Raw genomic sequence first — 13171 nt, 5'->3', positions numbered from 1 at the left:
CAAGCCGCCAAGCCGCCGCAGAACCGCTTTCTGCGGCAGTCGCCTTTTCCCTAGAAGATTCCGTCCCGACTCCGCGAACGGTCTCCGCGTCGCGGACATACATGCGTTCTTGTCCGCATAAGCATGGGAAAGAAGGGACTGGAGGGGGATGACTTGGCGGAACTAACGGAACATCTGGGGCAGACGATGACGATCCTCCTCATCGCCGTCGCGCTCGGCATGGATGCGTTCTCCTTGTGCGTCGGCATCGGGATGAAGGGCATTCGGCTGCTCCATGTAGCGAAAATCAGCGTCGCGATCGCCGCGTTCCACGTCGTGATGCCGCTGGTCGGCCTCTTCATGGGCCAATACGTCAGTACGCTGCTCGGCGACGTGGCGGTCATGATCGGCGGAGGACTCCTAGTCATCTTGGGCGCCCATATGATTTACAGCTCGCTGCGCGGCGAGGACGTGCCGTCGTTCAATACCGGCTCGCTCTTCGGCCTGCTCGCGTTCGCGCTCAGCGTCAGCGTCGATTCGCTTTCCGTCGGCGTCTCGCTCGGCATGTTCGCCACCGACCTCATCTTGACCGTGCTGCTCTTCGGCGCCATGGGCGGGTTGCTTTCGGTCGTCGGTTTGCTCGTGGGACGCCGCGTCGGGCAGATGATCGGCGAATACGGCGAGACGTTCGGCGGGGCGGTGCTGCTGCTGTTCGGCATATTATTCCTGATTTAGCGGAGCGGGAGGCGTTTGTACTTCTTGGTCGTTTTACATAAAATAAGACCAAGGGGGGACGCAGCGCGTGAAACGAATCCTACTGGTATGTACAGGAAATACGTGCAGAAGCCCGATGGCCGAGGCGCTGTTTCGCCGTCTGGCGGCGGAGCGGGGCGTCGGCGTCGAAGTGAAATCCGCCGGCGTCGCCGCGCTGGGCGGGCAGCCGATGTCGAGCCACGCCGCGGACGTATTGCGCTCGCGAGGTGTCGAGCCGGGCGGCTTCCGATCGACGGAAATCGATCGGCGCCTGACGCAATGGGCGGACCTGATTTTGACGATGACGTCGCATCATAAGCGGCAGCTCTTGGAGATGTTTCCCGAAGCGGTGGAGAAGACGTACGCCCTGAAGGAATTCGCGGGCGCGGACGCGGAGACGGCGGCGCTGCACAAAGAGCGGGAGTCGCTGACCGCGGAGCTGCAGATGAAGCTGGCGCTCGGCCAGCCGGTCGACGGCGCCGAACGAAACCGGCTGTACGAGCTCGAACGGCGGTTGCCGAGCGTGGACATCTCGGATCCGATCGGCGGCAGCCGCGCGCGGTACGAGCAGACGGCCGAGGAGATCGAAGCCGCGATCCGGCGGGTGCTGGACCGTCTTTACAGCGCGTGAGGAATGGAGTATGATGGGAACAACGCAACAACCATAACGGGACTCCGATGTAACTGGCGACAAGTGGAGATAAACCACATTGGAGCATCGGGGCATACGGCCGGTCGCCTGGGCAGAGCATGGACGGGAAACACCCGTCGTATGCTCTTTTTTGCTGTTTGGGGTATAATATGGCACATAACAGAGGGAGGCGTTGTCATCTTGAAAATCGCGATCGGAGCCGATCACGCCGGGTATCGGCTGAAGGCGGAGCTGCTGGACGTCATTCGCGGCTTGGGGCACGAGGTAGAGGATTTCGGCGCGCACGGACCGGAGTCCGTCGATTACCCGGATTTCGCGTCGAAGGTATGCAACCAAGTCGTATCGGGAGCGGCCGACCGGGGCATTCTGCTTTGCGGCACGGGCATCGGCATGTCGATCGCCGCGAACAAGGTGCCGGGCATTCGCTGCGCCCTCGTGCACGACGTGTTTTCGGCGAAGGCGACGCGGGAGCATAACGACACGAACGTCCTCGCGATGGGCGAGCGCGTCATCGGGCCGGGCTTGGCGCAAGAGGTGCTGAGAACCTGGCTGACCACCGAGTTTTCGAACGGCGAGCGGCACAAAAACCGCATCGGCAAAGTGTGCGCGCTGGAGAAGCAGGCGGAGCTGCATCCGTAAGGGGGGACCCTAGGAAAATGAACCCGACCGACCGCGACACGACTTGGACGGAGGATATGTATACGATCGCCCTCGAGACGGCGCGAGCGGGCGGGCTGACGACCGGCCGGCTGCTCGTCGTCGGCGTCAGCACGAGCGAGGTGCTCGGCAGCCGCATCGGCACGGCCGGCGCGACCGACGTCGCCGCCGCGTTATTCGAAGGGCTGCAGCGGTTCCGCCGCGATACGGGCATCTACGTCGCTTATCAATGCTGCGAGCATCTGAACCGGGCGCTCGTCGTCGAGCGCGAGGCGGCGGAGCGGTACGGCCTCGAGCCGGTGACCGTCGTGCCGGTGCCGAAGGCGGGCGGCGCCATGGCGTCGTATGCGTACCGGCACCTGCCCGAGGCCGTCATGGTCGAGGAAATCGCCGCGCACGCCGGCGTCGACGTCGGCGAGACGTTGATCGGCATGCATCTGCGCCGAGTGGCCGTACCGTATCGGCCGGCGATTCGGCGCATCGGGGAAGCGAGGGTCAATGCGGCGTACGCGCGGCCGAAGCTGATCGGCGGCGCCCGCGCCGTCTATGTCATAGAGGAATCGATCGACAAGAACGAATAAATAAGGGAGATGGAGAAACGATGGAACATTTGAGAGCGCAAGATCCGGACATGCTGAAGGCGATGGGCCTCGAGCTCGGCAGGCAGCGGGACAACATCGAATTGATCGCATCGGAAAACATCGTCAGCGAGGCGGTGCTCGAGGCGATGGGTTCCGTGCTGACGAACAAATACGCGGAAGGCTATCCGGGACGCCGGTACTACGGCGGCTGCGAGTACGTCGACATCGCCGAGGACCTGGCGCGCGACCGCGTGAAGCAGCTGTTCGGCGCCGAGCACGCGAACGTGCAGCCGCACTCCGGCGCGCAGGCGAACCTCGCCGTCTATCTCGCGGCGCTGAAGCCGGGCGATACGGTGCTCGGCATGAACCTCGCGCACGGCGGACACTTGACGCACGGCAGCCCGGTCAACGCTTCCGGCATCCTGTATAACTTCGTGCCGTACGGCGTCGAGGACGACACGCACACGATCGATTACGACAAAGTGCGCAAGCTCGCGTTCAAGCATATGCCGCGCATGATCGTCGCGGGCGCGTCCGCGTACCCGCGCATCATCGATTTCGAAGCGCTCAGCTCGATCGCCAGCGATATCGGCGCCTTGTTCATGGTCGACATGGCGCATATCGCGGGCCTCGTCGCCGGCGGCGTGCACCCGAGCCCGGTGCCGCACGCGCACTTCGTGACGAGCACGACGCACAAGACGCTGCGCGGGCCGCGCGGCGGCCTCATCCTGTGCCGCAAGCCGTGGGCGCAGGCGATCGACAAGGCCGTCTTCCCGGGCACGCAGGGCGGACCGCTCATGCACATTATCGCGGCGAAGGGCGTCGCGTTCGGCGAGGCGCTGCGTCCGGAATTCAAGACGTACGCGCAGAACATCGTGACGAACGCGAAGGCGATGGCGGAGCAATTCCTCGCGGAAGGCATCCCGCTCGTCTCCGGCGGCACGGATAATCACTTGATGCTCGTCGATTTGCAGTCGCTGAACATTACGGGCAAAGTCGCCGAGAAGGTGTTAGACGAGATCGGCATCACGGTCAACAAGAATGCGATCCCGAACGACCCGGCCGGCCCGATGATTACGTCCGGCATCCGCATCGGCACGCCGGCGGTGACGACGCGCGGCATGGGCGTCGACGCGATGCGCACGATCGCGAGCATCATCGCGGCGACGCTGAAAAATCCGCACGACGCGGCGACGCTCGAGAAGGCGCGCGGCCAGGTGCGCGACCTGACGGCGCAATACCCGCTGTACCCGAACCTGACGTATTAATCACGGAACGGCAGTTCCGCCGGAAGACCTTCCCCGCGTACGGCTTGCGGGGGGTCTTCTTTGGGTCGGGGGCGAAGCGACGCGGAAGCAGAAGGAGGGACCGACGGATGCCGACAACCATTCCGACGCCGGGGGCGCACGCCGCCCGACAGACCGACGAGCGCGGCGCGGAGCGACACGCGGAGCACGCCGCCGCGACGGTCATGACGTTCAACCTGCGGCGGCCGTCGTGGCTCGACGGCGCGAACGCGTGGCGGTACCGCAAAGCCGCCGCGGCGGACGCCGTCCTCGCGGCGGCGGCCGATTTCGTCGGCACGCAGGAAGGCTCGAAGGCGATGCTGCTCGAGCTGACCGCAAGGCTGCCGTCGTACGCTTGGCTCGGCGAGGGGCGCCGGGGGGGCGAGCGGGACGAGACGAACGCCATCTTATACCGCGAGGACCGGTGGGCGGTCGAGGCGTCCGGCACGTTCTGGCTGTCGGAGACGCCGGAGCGAGCCGGCAGCCGAAGCTGGGGCGCCGCGTTCCCGCGCATCTGCACGTGGGCGCTGTTCCGCGCCCGGCGCGGGCCGGCGGCGACGGTCGCCGTCTTCAACGCGCACCTCGACCATATCAGCAGGACGGCTCGCACCCGCGGCGCCGCCCTCGCGGCGGCCAGGCTCCTGGAGCTTCGCGGCAGGACCGGGGCGCCGGCCGCCTTGATCGGCGACTTTAACGCCGGTCCGCGCAGCGAAGCGGTCGCGCAGCTCGCGCTGCCGCCTTACGGGCTCGCCAGCGCGTACGAGGCGTTCCCCGGCGGCCCGGCGGCCGTCGGCGCCACGTACCACGGCTTCCGCGGCGGCGGCGGCTTGCGGGGGGAGCCGATCGACGTCATCTTCGCGACGGCGGAGTGCGACTTCGAAGCCGCGTCGGTCGACCGCGGCAAATACCGCAACCGCTATCCGTCCGACCATTATCCGGTCAGCGCCCGAATTCGGTGGCCCGTGCGGAAATAAGGACAGGTCGCCCTACCCTTTTCTATGAAACGTCATATGTTAATAGAGAACGAGAGAAGGGAGGGACCGTGCTTGAGGAGGAGAGGGCCGCGCAAGATTTGCGCGCTGTTGATCGTGTGGGCGGGCGTCGCCGCGCTGTATACGGACGTCTGGCCGGCACTGACGCCGATCGGCGGCCAAGTCGTCGTCGGCGCGTGTCTGTTCTTCGCCGCAATATTCTGGTCGGCCGACGGCGACGTCCCCTTGCCGAGGGGGCAGGAGCATGATCGGTGAGTGGCTGTCCCGCGCGCTCGAGAAGCTGCCGCTGCATAAGCTGCCGCCGAGCGCCGCGTACGCGTTGACGTTTAACGTGCTGCTGTTTTTATTCATGACGTTCTTGTTCGCGAGCGACACGAAAATCCAAGGCTTTCCGAACGCATGGGATTATCGTTTCATGGTCGCCGTGAATGTGGCGGTGTTCGCGATCGGCGTCTGGGACGCTTGGACCCGCCGGTAATAACGCCGAAGAAGCCCGAGGGACGCAAGGACCCTCGGGCTTTCGTTCGTCTGTGGCGGACGCCCTTACCCCTTGACCGAACCGCCGAGAAGCCCGCGCACGAAATATCGCTGCAGCGAGAAGAACACGGCGAGCGGCAAAATCATCGAGACGAAGGCGCCGGCCGTCAGCAGATGCCAGTCGTTGCCCCGCGAGCCGACCATATCCGCGATACGCATCGAGAGCACCTGCGTCGCGGGTTGGTTGCCGAGGAACACGAGCGCGACGAGATAATCGTTCCAGGTCCACAGGAACTGGAAGATGCCGATCGAGGCGAGCGCCGGCACCGTCAACGGAAAAATCAGCCGGGTGAAAATGGTAAAATGCCCCGCTCCGTCGATGAACGCGGATTCGAACAAGTCGCGCGGCAGCTGGCTGATGTAGTTAAACATAAAATAAGTGGCTAACGGCAGGCCGAAGCCGGTATGCGCGATCCAAACCGATAAGTAGCTGCCGTTGATGCGCAAGGATGTGTAATCCCGGAGGATCGGGACGAGCGCCACCTGCAGCGGCACGACGAGCAGCGCGATGACGATGACGAACATTGTTTTGCGCCCGGGGAACCGCATCCAGGCGAAGCCGTACGCCGCGAACGCGGCGAGCAGGAGCGGGAAGACGGTCGCCGGCAGCGTGACGGTGAACGTATTGAAGAAGGAACGCAGCAGGTTGTCCCCCTGGAACGTCTTTTTCGCCCCGTTCACGATAATTTGGAACGTCTTGCCGGACAGGACGGCGTCGTAGTTTTGCGTCGTAAAGTTCAAATCCGCGGTCCACGACAGCTCCTGCACGTCGACGACGCGAGCCGCCTTGTCTCCCCAGACGAGCCGCCGCCCGTCGGCGGTCACGACGCCCTGGGACAGCTGGCGATTCGTGTAGGCCGCGCCGTCCACCGCGATATCGCCTCGGAGCGGCGTATCGTCGGGCAGGTCGACCGTATCGACCGTCACGTAATCGCGGTGCGGGAAGACGTTCCACCAGCCGCTGCCGAGAATCGCCTCGGGCGTGCGGAACGAGGAGACGAGCAGGCCGAAGGAGGGGATCGTCCAGAGCAGCACGATCAGCGCCAGGGCGGCGTTGACGAGCCATTGTCCGGACGTAAGCTTCTGGTCCCGGTCCCGCCGTTTTCGTTTCATCGAAAGCCTCCTTCCTGTTGGAACGTCCTTAGGTTGTAGACGATGACGGGCACCACGATGATCAGCAGCACGATGGCGATCGTCGAACCGACCCCCGGGTTGTTGTACGTGAACAGCTGCTTGTAGAACTGAGTCGCGATGACCTCGGTGCCGTACTGTCCGCCGGTCATGACCATGACGATATCGAAAATTTTGAGCGAAAAGACGATAATCGTCGTCGTCACCGCTACGATCGTCTTTCGGATGTAGGGGATGATGATGCTGAAGAACGAGCGCACCTCGGTCGCTCCGTCCATGCGCGCGGCCTCGAGCAAATCCTCGGGCACGCCCTTGATGGCCGCGGAGAGCAGCACCATCGCGAAGCCCGTCTGCGTCCAGACCATAATGACGATCAAGAGGAAGTTGTTGCCCGGCTGCACGAGGCTCGTCCACGCTTGGGGCTCGCCGCCGAACGCTTGCACGACCGCGTTGAGCAGGCCGATCTGCCGCTCTTCCGGCGTGTAATAATAGATGAACCGCCAGATGACGCCGGCGGCGACCGACGAGATGGCCATCGGCATGAAGATCGCCGACTTGGCGAGCGTCTCGAACCGGCTGCGGTCGGCAAGGATGGCGATGAGCAGGCCGAACGCCACGGAGGCGAACGTGCCGATCACGACCCAGTATACGTTATTCCGCATGGCTAACAGCAGCGTACGCTCCGTAAAGACAGTTACGTAGTTGGCGAGCCCGACGAACTCCGTGCCCCGGGCGTTCAGGAAGCTTATATACAGCGTCCGAAGCGTCGGAATGAACAGGAGCCACGCAAGCAGCGCGACGGCCGGTCCGACGAAGACGAACGGCTGCACGCGTTCCTTCACCCAGTCCGGATACCCGTCCACGAGCCAATGGAGCGCCAAGTACGCGGCGAAGAAGCCGCCGATGCCCGCGGCGACGGCCGCGATCGCTTGCACGAGAGGCGGGAAGCCGCCGGCGACGTCCCGAAGAAACAAGAAAGCTAACCAGACGACGACCGCGGCCGCGGCGGGAATCGCGACCGACAGGAGCGCCATGCGCCCCGTGAACGGATTCGCCTTCCTGCGCCTCGCGGCGATGTTCTTAGCGTCCATAAGGACCCCCTCCTTCGCTTCGGAAAAGGAACCCCCTCCCCTCCCGCGCGGCCGCCCCCTCAACATCCGGTACGGTTCGCGAAGCAGGGGCGGGGGCTCCGGTCGCATACGCGCCTTACTGCACCGTCGCCCAGCCCGCTTGAATTTCTCTCAGCGCGGCGTCCAAATCGACCGTACCGCTGACGTAATCCGTCATGCCTTTCCAGAACGTTCCCGCGCCGACCGCGCCCGGCATCAGGTCGGAGCCGTCGAAGCGCGCGCTGTCCGCATTCAGGATAATTTCCGCGATGCCGCGGTCGACTTCGTTCGTGTACGCGTCCAGCGGCGTATCTTTATGCGGGGAGATGGAGCCGCCCGACGCGAGCCAGTTGATGACCGATTCGCCGCGCGTGAAGAAGTCCATGACCGCCTTCACCTCGGGGCGGTCGTTGAACGCCGCCATCAGGTCGCCCGCGACGAGCACCGGCTTGCCGTATTGCTCGTCGATCGGCGGCAGATAGAAGAAGCCGTAATCCTGACCCGCCTGCAGCCCTTCCGGGAAGAAGCTCGTAATGAAGTTGCCCTGCTTGTGCAGGAAGCAATTCGGCGGATCGGTGAAGAGCGGCTTCGCCGCGTCGCCGAAATTCGTCGTGACGATCGCCTTGCGGCCGCCGAAGACGTATTCGTCGTTCAGCCAAATGTCCGACATGCGCTCGACCGCGTTCTTGACGACCGGATCGTCGAACGGCAGCTCGCCGGTCACCCACTTGTCGTAATTTTCGAGCGACGTGGTGCGCAGCATCACTTCCTCGAGCCAGTCCGTCGCCGGCCAACCGGTCGCCGCGCCGGATTCGATGCCGATGCACCACGGGGCGACGCCGTCGGCGACCATCTGATCGGAGAGCGCGATCAGCTCGTCCCACGTCTCGGGAATTTCGTATCCGGCTTCCTCGAATTCGCGCTTCGGATACCAGACCAAACTTTTCGCGTTGACGCGGTGCCAGACGCCGGCCATGATTTCCCTGCCGTCGGCGCCGTCCATCATCGCCATGTCGAGCCAGCTTTGATTGTAGTTTTGCTGCAGCCAGTCCATGTCGAGAAATTGAGCCGCGTCGAGCACCTTGCCCGTGCGCACGAAGTTGGCGAGCAGGCCGGGCTGCGGGAAATCGGCGATGTCCGGCGCGTTGCCGCCGTTCACCCGAATCGCGATCGTCGTCTCGAACTCCTTGGAGCCCTCGTATTGAATGTCGATGCCTGTGGCCGCTTCGAAGTCGGCGATGGACGACTCGAATTTCACGGCGTCTTCGTCGGTGAACGGCCCGAACATCGTGACCGTCGCGCCGCTGAATTCTTGGTTCATCGCTCGTTCGTAAAAGCCTTGGCCGCCTTGCTCGCCGCCGGCCGCGCCGCCGTCGTTGCCGCCGGCTTGCTCGCCGCCGGCGCCGGTCGTGCCGCGGTCGTTGCCGCCGGCGCCGTTGCCGCCGCCGCACGCGGCGAGCAGCAAGCCGAGGCAAAGAACGATCGCCGCCGCCGAAGTCGCACGGGAAGTTTTCATCAGTGGTTGCCCCTTTGTTTTTGGTGGAATTTGGTTCCTCGCGGGAAAGTATCCCTCCGTTCGGGCGGTTTATTCCCGGCGCCGGCGCCGGATTATTGCGGAACGACGTGGTAGGCGGCCCGATCCGTCGCTACGCGAAGCTCGGCGCCGTCGATCTGGCACCGAAATCCCGGCTGCAGCGGAATTTCGTAGGAGTCCCTCGGCAGCGCCGCCGCGCCGCCGTCGCCTTCCGTCGCGATGCGCCCCTCCCCGAACAGCACGAGCCGATCCTCTTCGACGTAGTCGTCGCGGTCCGGGCTGCCGGACAGGAATGACACCTTGCGCACCGTCATCCGCACCTGGTCGATGTCGCCTTGCTCTTCCTTGCGGATGACGAGCGGGGTGTCGATGTTGCTCATGAACCAATCGGCGATGTCCGCCACTTGGGTGTCTGCCATAGAAGAAGCCCTCCGATGCACACAGGAATGGATTATCGTCCATTACCATGTCCAGGGAGGGCTTCCATCATGCATGCCGCCGCGCGTCAGGCGCCGGGGGCGGCCGTTAGCGGAGGCGCTTGCGCGCCGGACGCCGACGGCTTCGGCGAAGCCGGCGCTTCGGCCGGCGCGTCGGCTTCGGGCTCGGCCGCCTCGGCATTCGCTTTCACGGCTTCGGCGCGTTCCCAATGCAGCTCCGCGAGCACCTCGGCGAGCACCTCGGCGGTGCGGAACGTCTCTTCGAGCGTATTGTCGACGCCGCCGAACTCGACGAGAATGCTGTTCGGCGACAAGCTTTGGTTGAATTCGCCGTTGGAGCCGTCCCGCTTGCCGACGACCCCGCGCGAGAGGCCGGGCACCTTCTCTTCGATCCGGTAATGCAGCTCCTCCGCCAACGCTTGATTTTGCTCGTAGTTCGGATTTTTCTGCCCGACGACGAAATACAGCTTGGCGTACGACGTGCCGTTCGCCTCGAGCCGCGTCTTGTCTTTCCTCGCGGCGTCGCGATGGATATCGATGAAATACGTTAAGTCCTCGTATTTCGACATCGCCGTCTCGACCGTCTTGCGTGAGGCGTTATAGGCGCCGCGCCACGGGTAGTACAAATCCGAATGGATCGCGCCGACGCCCTTCTTCTCCAGCGCTTCGGACAAATACGCGCCTACGGCGGCGACCGTCTTGGATTCGTCCTTGGCGAACGCCTCGTCGACTTTCGTAATGCCTTCCAGCTCCGGCAGGTACGATTCCTCGGGGTGGGAATGGTAGACGAAGACGACGTTCGGCGCGGGCGCGGGGGCGGGCGCCGGCGCTTGGCCGTCCTCGGCCGGCGTTTCGGCGCCGGGCGGCGCTTCCGCCGTCGGCGTCGGCTCGTCGATCGGCGTCGTCGGATAGCCTTCCGGCAGCGGCACTTCCGCGGGCGTCTGCAGGTGGGGGGCCGGCGGCACCTCCACCGGGTAATCGGCCGGACCGGTGCCGATGCCGTGAATTAAAATGATGTTGCCCTCCCCATGGGTGCCGGGCAGCAGCTGCGCTGCGAGCGTGCGCGGATCGGCCGGATCGACGCCGGTCGTCAGCTTCGTCAGGAAGGAGGCGACGTTCCGGGTGGAGAAGGACGACTCCTCCTCGTCGCCGGCTTCCAGCCGCGCGATTTCGAAGCTGAGCATATCCGCGTAAAACCGGCTCGGCAGCGCCGCCGCCGCCCCGTCGAGTCCTTGAATCGGGGACGCGTCCATTTTCCATAGTATCGATATTGCCGTCACCGCGATAAAGCCGCCGACCACGCACCAGGCAACGACCGTGCCGAGCGCCCGGGCCAAGCCGCCGATCGCTTCCGCCGCCCATCTCAACGCTTGTTTCATCCGCATGATTCTTCTCCTTCGTTTCGGGTGAGACTCTCTTAGTTTGCATTCTATGAATCGTTGATAGGAAGTAGAACCGTGAGGGGACGAAGAGCGGGAGGAGGCGTTCGCGGCGCGCGGACGAGCATAGTGCATGGCCGAGACGACAATGTTATAATGGGTTAGGTTTTAGCCAGAATTGGAAACGCGCACCTTAGCCAAGGAGGACCGGAACGCATGAGCAAAGTGTTTGTGTGCGATCATCCGCTCATTCAGCACAAGCTGACCTACATCCGCGACGAACGGACGAATACGAAGGATTTTCGAGAGCTGGTGGACGAGGTGGCGACGCTGATGGCGTACGAGATCACGCGCGACGTGCCGCTGGAGAAGACGACGGTAAGGACGCCGGTCGCGACGGCCGAGGCGAAGGTGATTTCGGGCCGAATGCTCGGCCTCATCCCGATCCTGCGCGCCGGACTCGGCATGGTCGACGGCATCTTAAAGCTGCTGCCCGCCGCGAAGGTCGGCCATATCGGGCTGTACCGGGATCCGGAGACGCTGCAGCCGGTCGAATATTACGCGAAGCTGCCGACGGACGTGACGGAGCGGGAGCTGATCGTCATCGATCCGATGCTCGCGACGGGCGGGTCGGCGATCGCCGCGATCGATATGCTGAAGAAGCGGGATTGCAAGCAAATCAAGCTGATGTGCCTCATCGCCGCGCCGGAGGGCGTGAAGGCGATGCAGGAGGCGCACCCCGACGTCGATATTTATACGGCCGCGATCGACGATTATTTGAACGATCATGGGTATATTATTCCGGGGCTCGGAGACGCGGGCGACCGGCTGTTCGGGACGAAGTAAGAGTTTAATGGGGAAAACGAGGAGTGAAACGCGTTGAACGGACGCATAAAAGTCATGACGATTTTCGGCGTGCGGCCCGAAGCGGTCAAGATGGCTCCGCTCGTGCTGGAGCTGCAGAAGCGTACGAACGAAATCGAATCGATCGTCTGCGTGACGGCGCAGCATCGGGAGCTGCTGGACAGCGTGCTGGACACGTTCGGCATTAAGCCGGACTACGACCTGAACGTCATGAAGGATCGGCAGACGCTGAACGAGGTGACGATCCGCGTGCTGCAAGGGCTGGAGCCCGTTCTGCAGGAGGCGCGCCCCGACATCGTGCTGGTGCACGGCGATACGCTGACGACGTTCCTGGCGAGTTACGCGGCGTTCCTGCAGCGAATTCAGGTCGGGCACGTAGAGGCGGGACTGCGCACGTGGAACAAGCTGTCGCCGTATCCGGAAGAGATGAACCGGCAGCTCACCGGCGTGCTCGCGGACGTGCATTTCGCCCCGACGAGCTGGTCGGCGAGCAACTTAGTAAAGGAGAACAAGCCGGAGTCGGCGATTTACGTCACGGGCAATACGGTGACGGACGTCGGGCGGTACGTCGTGAAGGACGACTACGAGCATCCGATTCTCGACTGGGCGGCGGGGAAGCGGCTCGTGCTGATGACGGCGCACCGGCGGGAAAATCAAGGCGAGCCGCATCGAAGCGTCTTCCGGGCAGTGAAGAGGCTCGCGGACGAGTTCGAGGATGTCGCGATTGTCTACCCCGTGCATCCGAATCCGGCGGTGCTCGAGCCGGCGCAGGAGCTGCTCGGCGGACATCCGCGCATTCGGCTCGAACGGCCGCTCGATCTCGTGGAGATGTACAACCTGTATCCGCACACGCACCTCATTTTGACGGATTCCGGCGGGCTGCAGGAAGAGGCGCCGACCTACGGCGTGCCGGTGCTCGTCCTGCGGGACACGACGGAGCGGCCGGAGGGGATCGATGCGGGCACATTGGAGCTCGTCGGTACCGACGAAGCGAAGGTGTACGAGCGCGCGCGCGCGCTGCTGACCGACGCGGCGCTGTACGAGCGGATGAGCCGGGCGGCGAACCCGTACGGCGACGGCCGGGCGTCGGAGCGCATCGTTGACGCGATTTTGTATCATTTCGGCGTTGCCGGACGCCGCCCCGAACCGTTCGCGCCGTAAAGCGCCGAATCCGACAGCATACAGTCGTACTGTATGGTTTGTATGGCGGAAAAACCTTGATAAATCAACGTTTTCCCGCGGTCCGTTCACGGAATGTTTGAATTTATATGAATTGACAA

At 64.0% G+C, this 13171-nt stretch carries 15 protein-coding genes and 1 riboswitch; of the genes, 10 read left to right on the top strand and 5 right to left on the bottom strand.

Translation table 11 applies throughout. The features are described 5' to 3' along the window. The first annotated feature begins 153 nt into the window (after nucleotides 1-153). From VEZ38_RS16810 to VEZ38_RS16775, 8 genes are all read left to right on the top strand, one after another. The gene (locus tag VEZ38_RS16810) at nucleotides 154-714 is read left to right on the top strand and encodes a manganese efflux pump MntP family protein (RefSeq protein WP_324895477.1); all 561 of its coding nucleotides are present in this window, start codon (nucleotides 154-156) and stop codon (nucleotides 712-714) included. Nucleotides 715-781: 67 nt separating this feature from the next. Continuing rightward, the gene (locus VEZ38_RS16805) at nucleotides 782-1363 is read left to right on the top strand and encodes a low molecular weight protein arginine phosphatase (RefSeq protein ID WP_324895475.1); all 582 of its coding nucleotides are present in this window, start codon (nucleotides 782-784) and stop codon (nucleotides 1361-1363) included. Between the two features lie 39 nt (nucleotides 1364-1402). Next, nucleotides 1403-1484: riboswitch (ZMP/ZTP riboswitch) on the top strand. A gap of 80 nt (nucleotides 1485-1564) precedes the next feature. Then, the gene (gene rpiB, locus VEZ38_RS16800; RefSeq protein WP_324895473.1) at nucleotides 1565-2023 is read left to right on the top strand and encodes a ribose 5-phosphate isomerase B; all 459 of its coding nucleotides are present in this window, start codon (nucleotides 1565-1567) and stop codon (nucleotides 2021-2023) included. A gap of 17 nt (nucleotides 2024-2040) precedes the next feature. Then, nucleotides 2041-2622, top strand: a complete 582-nt coding sequence (locus VEZ38_RS16795; protein WP_414694736.1) for a TIGR01440 family protein — start codon at nucleotides 2041-2043, stop codon at nucleotides 2620-2622. A 20-nt stretch (nucleotides 2623-2642) separates the two neighbouring features. Further along, nucleotides 2643-3890, top strand: coding sequence for a serine hydroxymethyltransferase (glyA, locus tag VEZ38_RS16790; protein WP_324895471.1), 1248 nt, complete (start codon nucleotides 2643-2645; stop codon nucleotides 3888-3890). 107 nt (nucleotides 3891-3997) lie between these two features. Beyond that, complete coding sequence (locus VEZ38_RS16785; RefSeq protein WP_324895469.1) at nucleotides 3998-4882, top strand: endonuclease/exonuclease/phosphatase family protein; 885 nt, start codon at nucleotides 3998-4000, stop codon at nucleotides 4880-4882. A gap of 72 nt (nucleotides 4883-4954) precedes the next feature. Further along, nucleotides 4955-5155, top strand: a complete 201-nt coding sequence (locus VEZ38_RS16780) for a hypothetical protein (protein WP_324895467.1) — start codon at nucleotides 4955-4957, stop codon at nucleotides 5153-5155. Further along, nucleotides 5145-5378, top strand: a complete 234-nt coding sequence (locus VEZ38_RS16775; protein ID WP_324895465.1) for a hypothetical protein — start codon at nucleotides 5145-5147, stop codon at nucleotides 5376-5378. The genes VEZ38_RS16780 and VEZ38_RS16775 overlap by 11 nt, the downstream gene beginning before the upstream one ends. 65 nt (nucleotides 5379-5443) lie before the next feature. On the opposite strand, the gene VEZ38_RS16770 is transcribed toward VEZ38_RS16775, so the two are convergent. The 5 genes from VEZ38_RS16770 to VEZ38_RS16750 form a co-directional block, all read right to left on the bottom strand. Further along, complete coding sequence (locus tag VEZ38_RS16770) at nucleotides 5444-6550, bottom strand: carbohydrate ABC transporter permease (protein WP_324895463.1); 1107 nt, start codon at nucleotides 6548-6550, stop codon at nucleotides 5444-5446. Continuing rightward, complete coding sequence (locus tag VEZ38_RS16765; RefSeq protein WP_324895461.1) at nucleotides 6547-7659, bottom strand: sugar ABC transporter permease; 1113 nt, start codon at nucleotides 7657-7659, stop codon at nucleotides 6547-6549. Before VEZ38_RS16765 ends, VEZ38_RS16770 begins: the two co-directional genes overlap by 4 nt. Before the next feature lie 115 nt (nucleotides 7660-7774). Next, nucleotides 7775-9193: an ABC transporter substrate-binding protein gene (locus tag VEZ38_RS16760; protein ID WP_324895459.1), complete on the bottom strand. Its 1419-nt coding sequence runs from the start codon at nucleotides 9191-9193 to the stop codon at nucleotides 7775-7777. 92 nt (nucleotides 9194-9285) lie between these two features. Beyond that, nucleotides 9286-9630, bottom strand: coding sequence for a hypothetical protein (locus VEZ38_RS16755; protein WP_324895457.1), 345 nt, complete (start codon nucleotides 9628-9630; stop codon nucleotides 9286-9288). Between the two features lie 86 nt (nucleotides 9631-9716). Then, nucleotides 9717-11033 carry a stage II sporulation protein P gene (locus tag VEZ38_RS16750; RefSeq protein ID WP_324895455.1) on the bottom strand — a complete coding sequence of 439 codons (1317 nt, stop codon included), beginning with the start codon at nucleotides 11031-11033 and terminating at the stop codon, nucleotides 9717-9719. A 210-nt stretch (nucleotides 11034-11243) separates the two neighbouring features. Here VEZ38_RS16750 and upp point away from each other — a divergent pair, with 210 nt between their 5' ends. Then, the gene (gene upp / locus VEZ38_RS16745) at nucleotides 11244-11873 is read left to right on the top strand and encodes a uracil phosphoribosyltransferase (RefSeq protein WP_324895453.1); all 630 of its coding nucleotides are present in this window, start codon (nucleotides 11244-11246) and stop codon (nucleotides 11871-11873) included. 54 nt (nucleotides 11874-11927) lie between these two features. Further along, nucleotides 11928-13052 carry a non-hydrolyzing UDP-N-acetylglucosamine 2-epimerase gene (wecB, locus tag VEZ38_RS16740; RefSeq protein WP_324895479.1) on the top strand — a complete coding sequence of 375 codons (1125 nt, stop codon included), beginning with the start codon at nucleotides 11928-11930 and terminating at the stop codon, nucleotides 13050-13052. Nucleotides 13053-13171 lie beyond the last annotated feature (119 nt).

Origin of the sequence: Paenibacillus sp. (assembly GCF_035645235.1) — a bacterium.
Classification (GTDB): Bacteria; Bacillota; Bacilli; order Paenibacillales; family YIM-B00363; genus Paenibacillus_AE.
Note: the sequence above shows the minus strand (reverse complement) of the source record. Positions and strands in the feature narration are given on the sequence as shown.